15 protein-coding genes and 1 pseudogene are annotated in these 14,715 nt (G+C 59.9%); 11 read left to right on the forward strand and 5 right to left on the reverse strand.

Annotated features, from left to right (window positions below; genetic code table 11):
- The first annotated feature begins 53 nt into the window (after positions 1–53).
- From BJQ17_RS21795 to BJQ17_RS21820, 6 genes are all read left to right on the forward strand, one after another.
- Positions 54–377 carry a PepSY domain-containing protein gene (locus tag BJQ17_RS21795; protein WP_054888808.1) on the forward strand — a complete coding sequence of 108 codons (324 nt, stop codon included), beginning with the start codon at positions 54–56 and terminating at the stop codon, positions 375–377.
- 91 nt (positions 378–468) lie between these two features.
- Positions 469–939 (forward strand): DUF2271 domain-containing protein, encoded by a 471-nt coding sequence (locus tag BJQ17_RS21800; RefSeq protein ID WP_003248166.1) that lies wholly within the window; start codon positions 469–471, stop codon positions 937–939.
- A 25-nt stretch (positions 940–964) separates the two neighbouring features.
- Positions 965–3,145 (forward strand): PepSY domain-containing protein, encoded by a 2,181-nt coding sequence (locus tag BJQ17_RS21805; protein WP_070096625.1) that lies wholly within the window; start codon positions 965–967, stop codon positions 3,143–3,145.
- On the forward strand, positions 3,135–4,100 hold the full coding sequence (locus BJQ17_RS21810) for an FAD:protein FMN transferase (RefSeq protein WP_047604930.1): 966 nt from the start codon (positions 3,135–3,137) through the stop codon (positions 4,098–4,100). The genes BJQ17_RS21805 and BJQ17_RS21810 overlap by 11 nt, the downstream gene beginning before the upstream one ends.
- Before the next feature lie 69 nt (positions 4,101–4,169).
- Positions 4,170–4,871 carry a VIT family protein gene (locus tag BJQ17_RS21815; protein ID WP_070096626.1) on the forward strand — a complete coding sequence of 234 codons (702 nt, stop codon included), beginning with the start codon at positions 4,170–4,172 and terminating at the stop codon, positions 4,869–4,871.
- A 211-nt stretch (positions 4,872–5,082) separates the two neighbouring features.
- Positions 5,083–5,559, forward strand: coding sequence for a GNAT family N-acetyltransferase (locus BJQ17_RS21820; protein WP_012052503.1), 477 nt, complete (start codon positions 5,083–5,085; stop codon positions 5,557–5,559).
- 72 nt (positions 5,560–5,631) lie between these two features.
- Here BJQ17_RS21820 and BJQ17_RS21825 read toward each other — a convergent pair whose 3' ends face one another.
- The 3 genes from BJQ17_RS21825 to BJQ17_RS21835 are packed head-to-tail and all read right to left on the reverse strand — an operon-like array spanning position 5,632 to position 9,841.
- A complete protein-coding gene (locus BJQ17_RS21825; RefSeq protein ID WP_004576691.1) occupies positions 5,632–7,035 on the reverse strand; it encodes an ATP-binding protein in 1,404 nt (467 codons plus the stop codon).
- A complete protein-coding gene (locus BJQ17_RS21830; RefSeq protein WP_070096627.1) occupies positions 7,032–8,846 on the reverse strand; it encodes a DAHL domain-containing protein in 1,815 nt (604 codons plus the stop codon). Before BJQ17_RS21830 ends, BJQ17_RS21825 begins: the two co-directional genes overlap by 4 nt.
- Positions 8,843–9,841 carry a cytochrome-c peroxidase gene (locus BJQ17_RS21835; RefSeq protein WP_047604933.1) on the reverse strand — a complete coding sequence of 333 codons (999 nt, stop codon included), beginning with the start codon at positions 9,839–9,841 and terminating at the stop codon, positions 8,843–8,845. The genes BJQ17_RS21830 and BJQ17_RS21835 overlap by 4 nt, the downstream gene beginning before the upstream one ends.
- Positions 9,842–10,038: 197 nt before the next feature.
- Here BJQ17_RS21835 and BJQ17_RS21840 point away from each other — a divergent pair, with 197 nt between their 5' ends.
- Together BJQ17_RS21840 and BJQ17_RS21845 are read left to right on the forward strand one after the other, a co-directional pair.
- Positions 10,039–11,409 carry an HD domain-containing phosphohydrolase gene (locus BJQ17_RS21840; RefSeq protein ID WP_070096628.1) on the forward strand — a complete coding sequence of 457 codons (1,371 nt, stop codon included), beginning with the start codon at positions 10,039–10,041 and terminating at the stop codon, positions 11,407–11,409.
- Between the two features lie 120 nt (positions 11,410–11,529).
- Positions 11,530–12,195, forward strand: coding sequence for an SOS response-associated peptidase (locus BJQ17_RS21845; RefSeq protein WP_004576695.1), 666 nt, complete (start codon positions 11,530–11,532; stop codon positions 12,193–12,195).
- 270 nt (positions 12,196–12,465) lie between these two features.
- On the opposite strand, the gene BJQ17_RS21850 is transcribed toward BJQ17_RS21845, so the two are convergent.
- Together BJQ17_RS21850 and BJQ17_RS30345 are read right to left on the reverse strand one after the other, a co-directional pair.
- Positions 12,466–12,723, reverse strand: coding sequence for a hypothetical protein (locus BJQ17_RS21850; protein WP_004576696.1), 258 nt, complete (start codon positions 12,721–12,723; stop codon positions 12,466–12,468).
- Between the two features lie 86 nt (positions 12,724–12,809).
- On the reverse strand, positions 12,810–13,139 hold the full coding sequence (locus BJQ17_RS30345; RefSeq protein ID WP_083285091.1) for a hypothetical protein: 330 nt from the start codon (positions 13,137–13,139) through the stop codon (positions 12,810–12,812).
- 468 nt (positions 13,140–13,607) lie between these two features.
- Here BJQ17_RS30345 and BJQ17_RS32200 point away from each other — a divergent pair, with 468 nt between their 5' ends.
- The 3 genes and pseudogenes from BJQ17_RS32200 to BJQ17_RS32205 form a co-directional block, all read left to right on the forward strand.
- Positions 13,608–13,862, forward strand: coding sequence for a hypothetical protein (locus BJQ17_RS32200; protein WP_012052510.1), 255 nt, complete (start codon positions 13,608–13,610; stop codon positions 13,860–13,862).
- Positions 13,855–14,370 (forward strand): YafY family protein, encoded by a 516-nt coding sequence (locus BJQ17_RS21865; protein ID WP_256559883.1) that lies wholly within the window; start codon positions 13,855–13,857, stop codon positions 14,368–14,370. The genes BJQ17_RS32200 and BJQ17_RS21865 overlap by 8 nt, the downstream gene beginning before the upstream one ends.
- A 12-nt stretch (positions 14,371–14,382) precedes the next feature.
- Positions 14,383–14,568, forward strand: a pseudogene (locus BJQ17_RS32205) (WYL domain-containing protein); the annotation flags it as partial.
- Positions 14,569–14,715 lie beyond the last annotated feature (147 nt).

Below are 14,715 nucleotides of genomic sequence, written 5' to 3' on the forward strand. Positions count from 1 at the left end.
AGGTAGGCACTTTAGGTTATGCCACAGACGCCGCCCTCGACAGGAGACAAGTCATGAAATCCGGTTTTATTGCCAATGCCACGCTGTTGGGCTTGCTGGTCAGCGGTTACGCCCTGGCCGGTGACGACTGCAGCGACCCGGTGAGCGACTGGCAGCCTCGCGAAACCTTGCGTCAGCAGGTAGAGCGGCTATACGGCTGGCGCGTGCAGCGCATAAAGGTCGACGACGGCTGTTACGAACTCAAGGGCCTGGACCGCAAGGGCAATGACATCGAAGCCAGCTACTCCCCGGCATCGCTGCGCCTGAAGACACTCGAGGTCCATTTGCGCAATGACGGCGATGCCAATGACTATCTCGGCAGCCCGCTCGCCGAATGACAACTCACCTGTCTATGAATTTTCCTGCCGTTCAGGTTGCTGTCAGCCGGCAGGTCCAGGCTCTCGACCTGACGATCAAGAGGACACGCTCATGAAGAAGATCATCGCAGCAACCTGCCTCATCGGCGCCATTACCCTACCGGCGCTGGCCCAGGCCCGTGAAGTGACCCTGACCACGCAGCTCAAGGACTACAGCGGCAATGATGCCTACCTGGCGATCTACGTCACCGACGCCAATGGCCAGTACCAGAAAACCCTCTGGGTGGCCGGCAAGAAGGCCAAATATTACAAGCACCTGGCCGACTGGGCCCGTGGCAGCGGGATGAACCCGAGCGAGTTCGACGGGGTCAGCGGCGCCAGCGTCGGCAGTGGGGGCACGCTGAAAGTCAGCGTAGAACTGGCGGACACGCTGATTGATGCCGGGTATCAGATCCGCATCGACAGCGCCGTCGAGGACAAACGCGACGCCCGCGGCGATGTCAGCGTGCCGCTGACCTCCAAGGGCGCAGGCAAGCCCGCGACCGGCAATGCCTACGTCGACGCCTTTACTTACGACCTGTAGCACCCGCCACCTCCGGAGGCTGAACATGCTTCGTCAGTTCCATTCCCTTCCTGGCCTGATCGCCGCCCTGTTGGTCATGGTATTGGCCATCAGCGGCGCGATTCTGTCTGTCGAGCCGGCGCTGGAGCGTCTGCACAGCACGTCCACTTCTGCCGGGCAACTCAACGTCGGCCAACTTGCCGGGCGCGTGGCCAACCACTTTACGGGGGTGGAGCAGATCCAGCGCTCAGCGTCCGGCATGGTGACCGTCTACTACAACCAGAACGGCAAGGCCGGGGCGGAGAAGGTCGACCCACTGACCGGCCAAGGGCTCGCCCCTTACGAGCCATCCGCGTTCACCCGCTGGGTGAAAGACCTGCACCGCTCGCTGTTCCTTGGCACGCCGGGCCATGGGGTGTCGGGTGTTGGTGCCCTGCTCATGCTGGCGCTGTCAGTGTCCGGCGCGCTATTGCTGGCCCGACGCCTGGGTGGCTGGCGCAACCTGCTACGGCCGCTGCGGGGCACTTTCAGCCAGCGCTGGCATGCTGAAGTCGGGCGACTGGCCTTGCTCGGACTGTTGTTGTCGGCACTGAGCGGGGCCTACCTGTCCGCCACCACGTTTGGTTTTATCGCCGACGGCAGTCAAGCTGAACCCGCCTTCCCTGCCCACGTCAGCGCCGGCCCGGCCTTGCCGGTGGCAAAACTGCAGGCCTTGCAAGCCACCGACCTGAACGACCTGCGCGAGCTGGTCTACCCGAGCCCCGGCAACCCTCGCGATGTGTTTTCCCTGCGCACAGCACAGGGCGATGGCTACGTGGACCAAGCCAGCGGCGCCTTGCTGTCCTATCAAGCCCACGACCCAATGCTCAACCTCTATGAATTGATCTACCAGTTGCACACTGGCGAAGGCCTCTGGTGGCTGGGCCTGCTGCTCGGGCTCTGCGCCCTCTGCGTGCCGTTGATGAGCGTGACCGGCATTCTGTTATGGTGGCGCCGCCGCAAAGCTGGCCCGCGCCTCCGCCACAACAGCCCTGCTCATGCCGCCGACAGCGTGATTCTGGTGGGCAGTGAAAACAACAGCACCTGGGGTTTTGCCAAAACCTTGCATGACGCCTTGCACCAGAGCGGCCATCAGGTGCACAGCGCGGCGATGAATGACTGGTTGGGCGATTACCCTAATGCCAAACGAGTGTTCATCCTCACCGCGACCCACGGTGACGGCGATGCGCCGGCTTCGGCTTCGCAGTTCCTGGCGCGGCTGGCCAAAACCGGCGTCAAGCCCGGCCTACCCTTTGCGGTACTGGGCCTGGGCGACCGCCAATTTGCGCGATTCTGTCGGTACGCCCATCAAGTGCAGCATGCGATGTTGCAGGCCGGTGGCTCGCCATTGCTGGGGCTGGAGACCGTGAACCGCCAGTGCCCTCAGGCGTTTGCGCGTTGGGGCAACGCGCTGGGCGACGTGTTGGGGCAGGCGCTGGCGCTGGTTCACACCCCGCAGCAGCCGCGCACCCATTCATTGGAGCTGACAGAGCGGATTGCCTATGGCGAACAGGTAAATGCACCGACCCATGTCCTGCGCTTCAACGCTCGCGGCGGACTGCCGAATTTTCTGGCCGGCGACCTGGTCGGGATTCTGCCCCCGGGCAGCCCAATCCCGCGCTTCTACTCGCTGGCCAGTGGCGCCCAGGACGGCGTGCTGGAGATCTGTGTGCGTAAACACAACGGGGGCATGTGCTCGGAGTTTCTTCACGGCCTGGACATTGGCGCGCAGATTGACGCCTTCATTCAGCCCAACCCGCAATTTCGTCCGGCATCGGGCACGCACCCGGTAATTCTGATCGGCGCCGGTACCGGTATTGGTCCTTTGGCCGGTTTTATCCGCAACAACAAGGCCCGACACCCGATGCACCTGTATTGGGGCGGGCGCAACCCGGCCTCGGACTTTCTCTACGAACCGGAGCTCAACCAATACTTGTCGGACCGCCGCCTGACGCAATTGCACGCCGCCTTTTCTCAAGTCCAGGAGCGCAGCTACGTACAAGACCGGCTGATCAGTGATGCCCTCGCCTTGCGCCGGCTGATTGAAAAAGGTGCCCAAGTGCTGGTGTGTGGCAGTCGCGAAATGGCCAAAGGCGTGATGCAGGCCCTGGATGAAGTCTTGACGCCCCTCAACCTCAGCGTGCTGATCCTCAAGGCACAAGGACGCTACCGTGAAGATGTCTACTGAGTTGCAGCGTTATAGCCTGAACGGCGAAACCATGGGCACCCGCTACACCGCCCTGTTTTATGCCGGGGCCGGGATGGATACCGACGAACTTGGCCAGCAGTTGGCCCGCGCCGTGGCCCGGGTGGACCAGCAAATGTCCACCTGGAAACCCGAGTCGGACCTTAACCGCCTCAATGCCGCCCCCGAGCAGGAATGGGTATCGGTGCCCAAGGAACTGGTCACGGTGCTGTCTGCTGCATTGCGCGTCAGCCGGCAATCCGGCGGCGCCTTCGACATCGCTGTCGGTGACCTGGTGAGCGCGTGGGGCTTCGGCCCAGCGGCGCGGCAGGTCACAACGCAGGTGATCGATTCCCCTGCGCCGCGCACCCGGCTGTTAGCCAGCGGCGCATTGGAGGTTGAGCCACAACGCAACCAGGTGCGCAAGCGCGTGCCGCTGAGCCTTGACTTGAGTGGGATTGCCAAAGGGTTTGGCGTGGATGAACTGGCCCGCTGCCTGGAAGGTTCAGGTATCACGCGGTACTTGGTCGGTATCGATGGCGAGATGCGCGCCCGGGGCGTCAAACCTGACGGACAATGCTGGGTCGTGGCGCTGGAAAAGCCCAAAAGGGGCGTGCGGGAAGTCATGGGCGTCATGGCGCTTAGCGATATGTCAATCGCGACCTCCGGGGACTACCGGCAGTGGGTCGACATAGCCGGTCAGTCCTATGCTCACACCATGAACCCGGCCACCGGCGCACCACTGTGCAACGCGCTCGCCGCCGTTACCGTGGTGGCGACCTCGTGCATGCTCGCCGATGCCTGGGCCACGGCGCTGATGGTCCTGGGCGAAACCGAGGGCCCTCGTCTGGCTCAGGAACGCGGGATGGACGCACTGTTCGTGCTGCGCGAAGGTGAGCAGTTCAGGGAAATATCCATTGTCGGCGGACAGCTGCAGGTGCAAATTGAAGCCCGCTGACGCCGGCTGCCGGCCCGCTCGGCACCCGTGCAACGTGAACCGCCTGATGACAGGGAGCCGCGTCAAACAATGAAATTCATGCACAGGCACACCGAGGCACACAGAAGTGATCGTATCGGCTGGCTACGCGCCGCTGTCCTGGGTGCCAACGACGGCATTGTCTCTACCGCCAGCCTGCTGATTGGGGTCGCGGCGGCCAACGCCAGCCACGCCACGTTGCTGGTCACCGGAATGGCGGGGCTGATGGCCGGGGCCATGTCCATGGCCGCTGGCGAGTACATTTCGGTGCACTCCCAGGCCGATACCGAGCGGGCGGACCTGTCCCGCGAACGGGCAGAACTGGCCAGCGACCCGAAAGCTGAGCACGCCGAACTCGCCAACATCTACATACAGCGTGGGGTAGCACCCGAGCTGGCACATCAAGTGGCCGATCAATTGATGGCCCATGACGCATTGGGCTCCCACGCCCGCGACGAACTGGGCATCAGCGCCACGCTCACCGCCAAACCGTTGCAGGCCGCCCTGGCGTCCGCCGCGAGCTTCGTGGTGGGCGCCGCCTTGCCGCTGGCGGTGACGTTTGTCGCACCGGAGCACAGCGTGGGCCCCTGGATATCGGGCATGTCATTGGTATTTCTCGGGTCATTGGGGGCTATTGCCGCCAAGGCTGGCGGGGCCAGCATCATGACGGGCGCCTGGCGGGTGACCTTCTGGGGGGCGTTGGCCATGGGCGTCACGGCACTGGTGGGGCACTTGTTTGGCGCGGTGGTCTAGCGCGAGAATCGGGCCTCAGGCCGCGCCATTGGCGGCCTATGCATCGATCCTGCCTAATACCGTTCGGCCAGGGCGCAGAACTCAGCGTCGGAGTATTCGGCCCAGTTTCTTCGATGTCATGAATTGTCTCAGCTGGTACGAATCTGAAGATTGAAAAGGGGCAATGGCAGGCGCTATAAATCAGGTTTAAAGCCGTTCGACAAGGCACATCATGCAGCTGCATTTCCGGCGTCTGAGCGACGCCCCCATCGCCGACATCATCGCACTCAACAACAACCCCGATGTCTTGCGCCAAATGCCCTTGGGTCGTCCCGACTTTGACGAACGCAAATGCAAGGTGTGGGTTGCCCAAAAAGAGGCCCAATGGGCACTGAATGGCTATGGTCCCTGGGCTTTTTTCGTTGACGGTCAATTCGCCGGCTGGGGTGGCCTGCAGCAGGAAGACGGCGACGCTGATCTTGCCTTGGTGCTTCATCCAGACTACTGGGGGCTTGGCAGAGTGATTTTCGATGAGATCGTACGGCGCGCTTTCCAGGAGATGGGGCTAGCGTCCATTACCCTATTGCTTCCATCAACCAGAACTCGAATCAAAGGTATTCTTCGCCTGGGGTTTTGCCTTGACGCAGAGGTGGATATCGACGGCACGCCCTTCTCACGCTATCGGCTACTCGCCACCGCAAAACATTGACTGGTTGGCGGGATCGCCGGGGCACGCCCCCTGCCCTAGTTGGGTTGTGGTATACCCACCTTGTGTGCCCTGTCACAGCGTTGCGCTCTGCTTAACCGGCAGTTGTACACGAAACGTTGTTCCCACTCCGACCTGGCTTGATACAGATATCTCTCCTCCGTGTTTCTTTACAATGCCGTAGGAAAGGGACAGGCCTAGCCCGGTTCCTTGGCCGACGGGCTTGGTGGTGAAAAAAGGATCGAAGATTTTCTTGATGTTCTCCGGTGCTATCCCAGCGCCTGTATCCGCAACGTCGATGCACACCCAGCCGCCTTGATGAACAGTGCCCAATGTGATGGTGCCCCGCTCGGGGCCCATGGCTTGGACGGCATTGAGCACAAGGTTCATTATCACTTGGTTGATCTGCGACGGCAGGCATTCGACAGGGGGTAACGGCTGGTACCGTTTTACCACGTCGGCTTTATGTTTCAGCTCGCTCGCGACGATGTTGAGCGTGGAGTCAATGCCCTGCTGCAAATCGGCTAACTGCCACTGCTGAGCGTTGTCAACGCGCGAGAAGTCTTTGAGGTCCTTGACGATATGCGCCACTCGACCGATTCCGTCCTTGGACTCCTTGATGAGGATCGGGATGTCTTCCATGAGGAACTCCAGCTCAGTCTGCTCACGAAGCCTTTGCAAGCGCCCAGTGGTTTCGTTTGCGCCGAGCATCAGTTCGGCCTCGCGATAGGCGTCGAGCATCGCTAACAGTTGTTGAAAGTACCCTCCCAGAGTGCCCAGGTTGGAGGACACGAAACCGATCGGATTGTTGATCTCGTGCGCCACGCCGGCGGCCATCTGCCCCAACGAGGCGAGCTTCTCCGATTGCACCAGCTGGCTTTCCAGCTGCTTGCGCTCCTCGATCTCCTGCTGCAGCGCCTCGCTGGCTTGGGTCAGTTGCTGGGTACGCCGCTCGACCCGCTGTTCGAGCTGGTGCATTTTCAGCGAGGCTCGTTGGGTCATTTCCCACTTGGTCAGCAAGGTGCTGGCCATTTGCTGGACCTCGATGTTGTCGAACGGTTTTTTCAGGATCAGCAGGCGATCGTGGGCCTGCAGCCGGTCGAGCAACTCATCCCAGGAATAGTCCGAGTAGGCGGTGCAGACGACTACCTGCAACAGCGGGTCCTCTTCCCACAGGTGCTCAATGGTTTGAGCGCCATCCCATCCACCTGGCATACGCATGTCGACGAAGGCTAACGCGTAAGGCTTGCTGGCCTGCAGCGCACGCTTCAGCAGGCCGAGCCCTTCCTCACCGCCATAGGCTGAATCGAGTTCGAATACCGGTCGGTCGTTCTTGATCTGCTCGCCAAACAACAACCCTTCCATCTCGTCCAGTTCTGTGTTCTGCGCTTTGGCCGGGGCAAGGATCTTGCGAAAATCCTCGTGGATAGTCGGCATGTCATCAATCAGCAGGATCCGGCGATTGGTCAGGTCACTCATGCAGGCTCCGTCACCGCGATCAGCGGGATCCTCAGGGTAAAGACAGCACCCAGGCCAGGGCCGTCGCTGTGTGCGGTCAGGTGACCATTCATCTCGATGGCGGCCAAGGCGCAACTGTGCAAGCCGAAGCCATGCCCGTCTTTGCGCGTGGTGAAGCCATGGGCAAAGATCTTCTGCAGGTTTTCGGGCGCAATGCCTTCGCCTTCGTCCAGCACGCTCATTTCCAGCAAGCCCCCCTCAATGATGCGCGTCCTGAGGATCATCGTCCGTGGGTCGCTGCCGGGGCCGGACATGGCGTACTTGGCGTTGCTGATCAGGTTGATCAGTATCAGCAACAGCCGATGCCGGTCGCCCATCACCAGAGGCAGATCTGCGAAGTCGCGCACTACCCTCACCTGATGCCGGATCAACGCGCCTGCGTTCATGCGCAGCGCGTCCTCGACCAAGTCGTTGACCGACAGCGGCACTGGCACATTTTTAGCCCCGGCGTAGGATTGCTGGGTGGCCACCACTTCCTTGATGTGGTCGATGCTCTTGTTCATCCGCTCCAGCTCGATCACCATCTCCTTCTGCTCCTCGGCGATCGCCTCGGTCAGCTGGTGGAGGTAGCCGGGAAGCAACCGGCCTCTGGGATCCTCGTCGAGAAACCGACCGATGTCAGTGGCATGCTCGCGGAACAGTTGCATGGCCTTGCCCAAACCCTGGGTTTTGCTGCTGCGCAACGTTCGAGCGATCAGATCAGAGGATGTGTTCACGCTGTTGAGCACGTTGCCCACGTTGTGCAACACATTGGTAGCGATCTCCGCCATGCCTGCTTGGCGCGCCGCGTTAAGCAATTCGCTCTGAGCGTTTCTGAGTTCCAGGGTGCGATCCTCGACCCGCTGTTCCAGGACGTCATTGGCGCTTTGCAACGCATTGTTGACCCGTCTCACCTCGGCGAAGCTGCGCACCAGCAGCGCAGCCAGGCAAATGACCGAGAACATCAGCAAGCCGGATAGCCATAACGTGTAGAGATGGTTTTTACGGTTGATCCTTTCAACCTGCTGTTGATCCCTGTCCAGGAGGCTGGTGATCGTATCCAGGCGTTCGGCAACCGGGATCGCCTCGATCTGTTCGAGCAGGCGGTTGACGACAGGTTGCTCGCGCAGGATCAACGCCACGTGATTACTCAACAAATTGAGGGGCGTGTGGAATTCTTTGGGCAGGTTCTCCGCGTTAACAGCCAGGTTACCTAACCCCACCTCTATCTCGGCAGCCCTTTCCACAGAGGTAACCTGCGCGAACTCCAGGGCACTTAGCAACAGGTCATAAGTGTCAGCAACGAATACGTGTACCTCCGGCCGATTCGGGGCCAGCATGGTGTTGATCTGGGCCTGAATACCGTCCTCGGCTGTGGGTAGAAATGCCAACGAATTTCGCAGCAAGGCATTGTGCGATTTGAATTGCTCCACGAGCCGAGCCTTTTCCCCAAACGCAGAGAGAAAACCGTCATAGGCATCGCGCCACTGGTCTGCGTCAACGCGCCCTTGTTCGGCTTCCCGGCTGTCGAATCGTGCCCACAGCCGCTTCATCTCCTTGAGGGGGGTCACGAGTGGATCATAGTTATGAGAGACGGCTACCCGGGCCTTGAGCACCTCGTTTTCCCACACAGCATCCTGTTGCTTGAGCTGACGAATGAGATCTCGGGATTCGTTGTAGGTCTGGGTCTGCTCTGACCCGGAATTCAGGTACAGGTACAGCAGCATCGACGCCAGTACAAGGACCAACCCACTGAATAGAATCAGGCTTGTGCGCCGGGAAATCACCCTCATGGCTGACCCGCCTTTTCAGCAGTAAGGGTTTTGAGGAACAGCATGATGAGCCTGCGGTCCTCATCGCTTGGGATTCGTCCAAGCTGATACTGAAACATCACGTCAATCGCACGCTCCAGCGTAGGCGCCGAGCCATCGTGAAAATAGGGCGCGGTCATCGCCACATTGCGCAGGCTCGGCACTTTGAACACGCCCCGGTCGGCCTCCTCTCCGGTCACGTTGAAGCGGCCCTGATCCGCCTCGGTGGGGTGGCCGCGGTCCGCGATGTAGTCGCCGAACACGCCAAATTTCTGGAACATGTTGCCCCCAATATTCACCCCTTGGTGGCAGGCGATGCAGCCATAGTCCTTGAAGCGTTGGTAGCCGTATTTTTCCTCCAGGGTAAGCGCCTCGGTATCGCCCTGCAGGTAACGATCGAAGCGTGCGCCAGGGGTAAGAAGCGTCCTTTGGTAATCGGCCAACGCGCTGAGGATATTGTCCTTTGTCACCGCGTCCGGGTAGGCATCCTTGAACGCCTGGCGGTAATGCACGTCTGCGGCGATGCGCTGCTCGATCACGCGCCAGTCTCCGCCCATCTCGTGAGCGCTGGTGATCACGGCCTCCCCCTGCTCCTCGAGTGACTCGACCCGGCCATTCCAGAACTGTCGGAAATTAAGGCTGGCATTGAGTACCGTTGGCGTATTGAGCGTAAGCGGCAGGCCATCTGCCCCCATGGAAAACGCCCGGTCATCGGCCCCGTACTTGTCCAGACGGTGACAGCTGGCGCAGGACCGTGTGCCGTTGCGCGACAACCGCGGATCGTTGAACAACTGGCGGCCCAACTCGACACGCCCAGGTGTCAGAGTGGGTATCGGAGGCAGCGGCTTGAGCGGCTCGTCCAGCGGCTCCGCCCCGCTGCCTCCGCTCAGAACGAGCAGCACCCACAGGCCCAGACAACGGCGCAAGCGCTGCAGGTGAAGAGCGGAACGATAACGACAGGTTGTGCGCGCTGACATCCGGGAGAATCCTTTTCCCTGGGCTGACGGACTTACAGAAGGGTGGTGCCATGCCGTCAGGTTAGATGCCTTCCAGACAATTTGCCTGCCACCCGCCACACCTTGCCCGGCACCTGTCACGGAAAAATGAACTAGCCTTTGACCTAAGCGCTCGTTGAGCTCGAGTGCCTCCATCGATCGACCACGTGAGGCCTGCCATGGACGTGCAACCGCCCCTGATTTCACCCTATCGGCCGACCGTGTTGCTGGTAGACGACGAGGAGTCGATCCTTAACAGTCTGCGTCGGCTATTGCGCAGCCAACCCTATGACGTGAAGCTGGCGACCAGCGGAGAGCAGGCACTGGCGCAGATGGCCGAGGGCCCGGTTGATCTGGTGATGAGCGATGCGCGCATGCCCGGGATGGACGGCGCCACCTTGTTGGCACAGATCAATCAGCATCACCCATCGACCGTCAGGATCTTGCTGACCGGCTATGCCGACCCAAGCGCAATCATCAAGGCCGTGAATGACGGTCAAATCCACCGTTACATCAGCAAGCCCTGGAACGACGACGAATTGCTGATGACCTTGCGCCAGGCCCTGGACCACCAGCATTCCGAACGCGAGCGCCAACGCCTGGAGCTGCTGGCACGTCGGCAGAACGCCCAGTTGAGACTGCTCAATAACGACTTGGAGAAACGCGTTGCAGCCCGTACCGCGGAGCTGCAGCAGACCGCTGACATGCTCGATCTGGCCTACGAAGAACTGAAACACAGCTATGTGACCGGGACCGAGGTGTTCTCGATGCTGGCTAATCTGCGGCTGCCTCCAGCCAAGCAGACCAATCGACAGATCATCGAACTGGTGCGTTGCTACTGTCGGGTCCACGCCTTGGACGAGGCGATAAGCCGCGATCTGGCCATGGCTGCGGCGCTGTACAACATAGGCAAATTGAGTTGGCCGGATAGCATGATCGTAGCCCCATCGGACCAGCTGATGCACGGCGACCGCGACCGCTATCGCGACTACCCACGCCAAAGTGAAGCGCTGCTGATGACCCTTGAGCCCATGAAAGATGCCGCGCGCCTGATCCTGCATCATCAGGAGCACTGGGACGGCAGCGGTTTCCCGGACCGGCTCAAAGGTGAAGCTATCCCGTTCGGCGCGCGCTTGCTCAAGCTGGCCGTGGACTTCGTTGAGCTGCAACGGGGTTTGATTCTTGAACGGCAGATGAACAGCGATGAGGCCTTGCTCTACCTGCGCAAGTACGCCGACCGGGTGTATGACCCGGCGCTCCTTGAGGATTTCGTCCAGGTTTGCGCCTCGTTCCACAGCGATATCACCCTGGTGGACCCTGAAGTCCAGGTGTGTACCACCCGTGACCTGGCGCCGGGAATGGTGCTTGCGCGCAACCTGAACGCCGACAACGGCATGTTGCTGCTTAACGCCGGCAAGGTTTTGAGCGCCGCGCTGGTGGAAAAGCTGGTGGCCTTTGAATCGATGGAGGGTGGTAAGTACTGCATTTTCGTTCGGGTTCCCTCGAACGACCCTATAACGCCTGGAAGATCAGACTTGGCGCCGTGTTGAAGGAGGTGGGGCGCTCATTCAGCCCGGCACCATCAGAACTGCGCGTACAGCACCACGTCGGCGTCATCCACACCGGCAATACACCCAAGCGCTATGCTTGCTCTGGCAGGAGGGTTGCGCATGTGTGGAAGGTTGAGTCAGTACCGAGGCATACACGACTTTGTCGAAACCCTGAGCCTGCCAGAGGCCTGGCGGAACAACGTCGGCGACCAGCCACTTGGCCGGTACAACGTTGCGCCGACCACGCCGGTGGCAGTGCTGCGAGTGGATGAAGCAGGCCCGCGGGCGGACCTGGTGAGATGGGGCTGGCGGCCGCATTGGGCGACCGACCGTGCCGCGCCGATCAACGCCAGGGTCGAAAAGGTGGCACACGGCCCCTTCTTCCGGGCGATCTGGCCGCACCGAGGCATAACGCCGATCGACGGCTGGTATGAATGGGTCGATGAAGGCGGACCGAAGAAACAGCCGTATTACATCCGACGCCGGGACGGGCGCCCTTCCCTTTGCGCCAGCATCGGCCAGTTCGCTGGCAGCGAGCATGATGGGTTCGTCATCATTACGGCCGATGCCCAGGGCGGAATGGTGGATGTGCACGACCGCAGGCCAGTGGTTTTGGCCCCAGACCTTGCGCGTGAGTGGATGCAAACCGCGATGCCCGGGGAACAGGCCGAGCAGATGGTGCTGAACCTGGGTGAGCCAGCCGAGGCCTTCGAGTGGTATCGAGTGAGCACAGCCATTGGCAATGTGCGCAACCAAGGCGCCGAGCTGAAAGAGCCGCTTCAGTGAAGCGGTAGTAGACCATGCCGGCCCAAGTACCGGTAGCGCAACATCATCGACCACTGATGTGCAGGGTTTCGACTCGGGGACCGGGTCGACTTGGAACCCGCGCAGCACGACGATTGGTAACACCACCGTCCACAATGGCACTTGCGCAAGCGGTTACTGTTGAAATGGCTCGACTCGACGAACAGGGAATACCGTTATCAACAGCTGCACAGATTCGCAGGTGGTCGACCTGCCCGTGGTTGCGGTGGGTCCGATCAGACCTCGGCGAACTCACCTGGCAGCACAAGCTCCGCTTTTTTGACTTTCCACGTACTGTTCAGCCATAACCTTCCCTTCGAGAATGGCTTCTGTCGAAGAGGAGAAGGGTCGACTCACACGCAGGGTTCGCGCCGTTGCGCCCGGCTTCCCTACCTCGACCAACATCCCCGTGGGAAATTCGACGCTCGACTCCCACAGCACGTAAATCGATGCCTGGTAACCAAGGTAGGCATGCACGTAAAGGTCATGACTGGTGGACTGAAGGCTCATCACTTTCTCCAACTGGGCGCCTCAATGCGCTTTTGATGGAGATACGACTCAAGCGATCTGACGAGCGTTCCGTTTTCCCTGCATCGTTATCCGTGAAGACGCGAGCCTCTGCGCGGGAGTGGTTCTGGCCCTGGTGCTTTGGGCGCAGGAAACGCCTTGGCGACCCAGTCGTGAGCACGCTCGAGCGCCCAGGTCATCGCCGCAGACAGTTTCTGTCCACGGCAGTCAGGGTGTACCTCTTCGAGCAAGAGCACGCCTTTTTTCCCGTAGATACCCAAGAAAAGTTGAGTGGCGTTTTCAAGTGAGAGCCGGGCTTGGATGTTGATTAAAGTGCCGCAGGGAAGGCGCTCATCGTAGTTGCGGGAATGCAACGCAGAATTGGCCCATTCCCAATAGATTTTGCCGCGATTACGCATGGAACGGACCTAGAACTCATATTCTTGACTGGAGAGACAGAATACACAGCTGTTCCAATGAATCCACTGCTGAAGGTGTATGTTACATTTTTTTACATCTGCTTTTTTCATCTAACAGCCGTGATCGCACCACCAGCCCCCCCTTCAATCGCCGCGCGGTCAACGCACGGTCGCTCAAGGAAAGTGGCTACGGTGTTCCGCCAGGCGAGCGCCATGAACTACCGGCGGATGGACAACCTAGCCTAGCGGATGGCCACGCTCCGGCGTATGGCGTCCAAAACCCCATACCCGGTCAGACCCTTTGTGCTCCACCCGAGCAAAGGTGGGCTGTGGCCCAAAATTGGCCCAAACCTGACGCGCGCACCGTCCTGATGCTTACGCTGAGGGCGATGGAGTCCATCTATTGAGATGCCCTGTCCCGTCGGGCAAACTCCGGTTGTTTCATTGGCCGATAACAGGAGTTTACGGATGCCATTTCCACTGACGGAACATAATGCCTTGTTGGCCCTAAAGGGCGTAGGGCCGGCCGTTATCGCTCGCCTTGAGCAGATGGGCATTGACTCGCTGGCTGTGCTCAGCAAAGCGAATGCTTGTGACATCCTGGCTCAGGCATCGGCAGCAGTGGGATCGAGTTGCTGGAAGAATAGCCCCCAAGCTCGGGCCGCCATTAACGCGGCCATCGAGCTTGCAAAGGACTCTCAGTTGGGCACACCTAGTGCGTAAAGCTGATCGCTTATTTCAATTGGTAAATCTGATTCGCGTCCATCAGCCAATCTCTGCTGAACGACTGGCTAGCCGAATTGGCGTTTCCGTTCGCTCAATCTATCGATACATCGACGATCTTTCCTTCAGTGGAATCCCAATCTATGGTACCGCCGGCGTGGGGTATGCCTTGGATGCCGACTTCGAGATGCCGCCATTAACGTTGAACAGGCTCGAACTGGATACATTGATGCTCGGGATGGAAATGCTTTCAGCTTCCGCCGATAACGATCTAAGTGCTGCTGCAAGGATGTTGTTGAGCAAAATCTCAGCGTCCATAGCCCATCACCAGATTGACCCCAGCACGGCAAAAATCAGGGCGCTTGGAACCACTCCTTCCTCGACGCGTGGCCATCTCGCAACCCTTCGAAATGCCATCGAAAATGCACAGGCGCTGACGATAACTTATACCAGCTTGGATGGTGCAGTTTCGCAACGCCTCATTTCCCCCCTTGGCCTTTTCTACTGAGGAGGAAAGTGGACGGTTGGAAGCTGGTGTAGTCCCAGGGCGGCTTACCGCGATTTTCGGGTCGATCGCATAGCCTCTATCGCTATTGCTCAACAACCATCACCCGACAATCCTGCCCTTGATCTCCAAGCGTATATGAAGCACCAGGCAAGCCAGTGGAAAGCGATCACTGCTACTGACACTACGCTGTCAGTATGAGCTATTGATAATTGGGACTTCCTAACACACAGCAGGTCATCCCTATGCAGCGCTCATCTCATGTACTCGAACTAGCCATTTTCAAGGTCAAACAGGAATGCGTTGCGCAAGTGCCTGTGCTCCGCGCAGGGCTTCGGGAAACGTTAA

The sequence above is a fragment of the Pseudomonas sp. NBRC 111139 genome (assembly GCF_001753955.1).
Classification (GTDB): Bacteria; Pseudomonadota; Gammaproteobacteria; order Pseudomonadales; family Pseudomonadaceae; genus Aquipseudomonas; species Aquipseudomonas alloputida.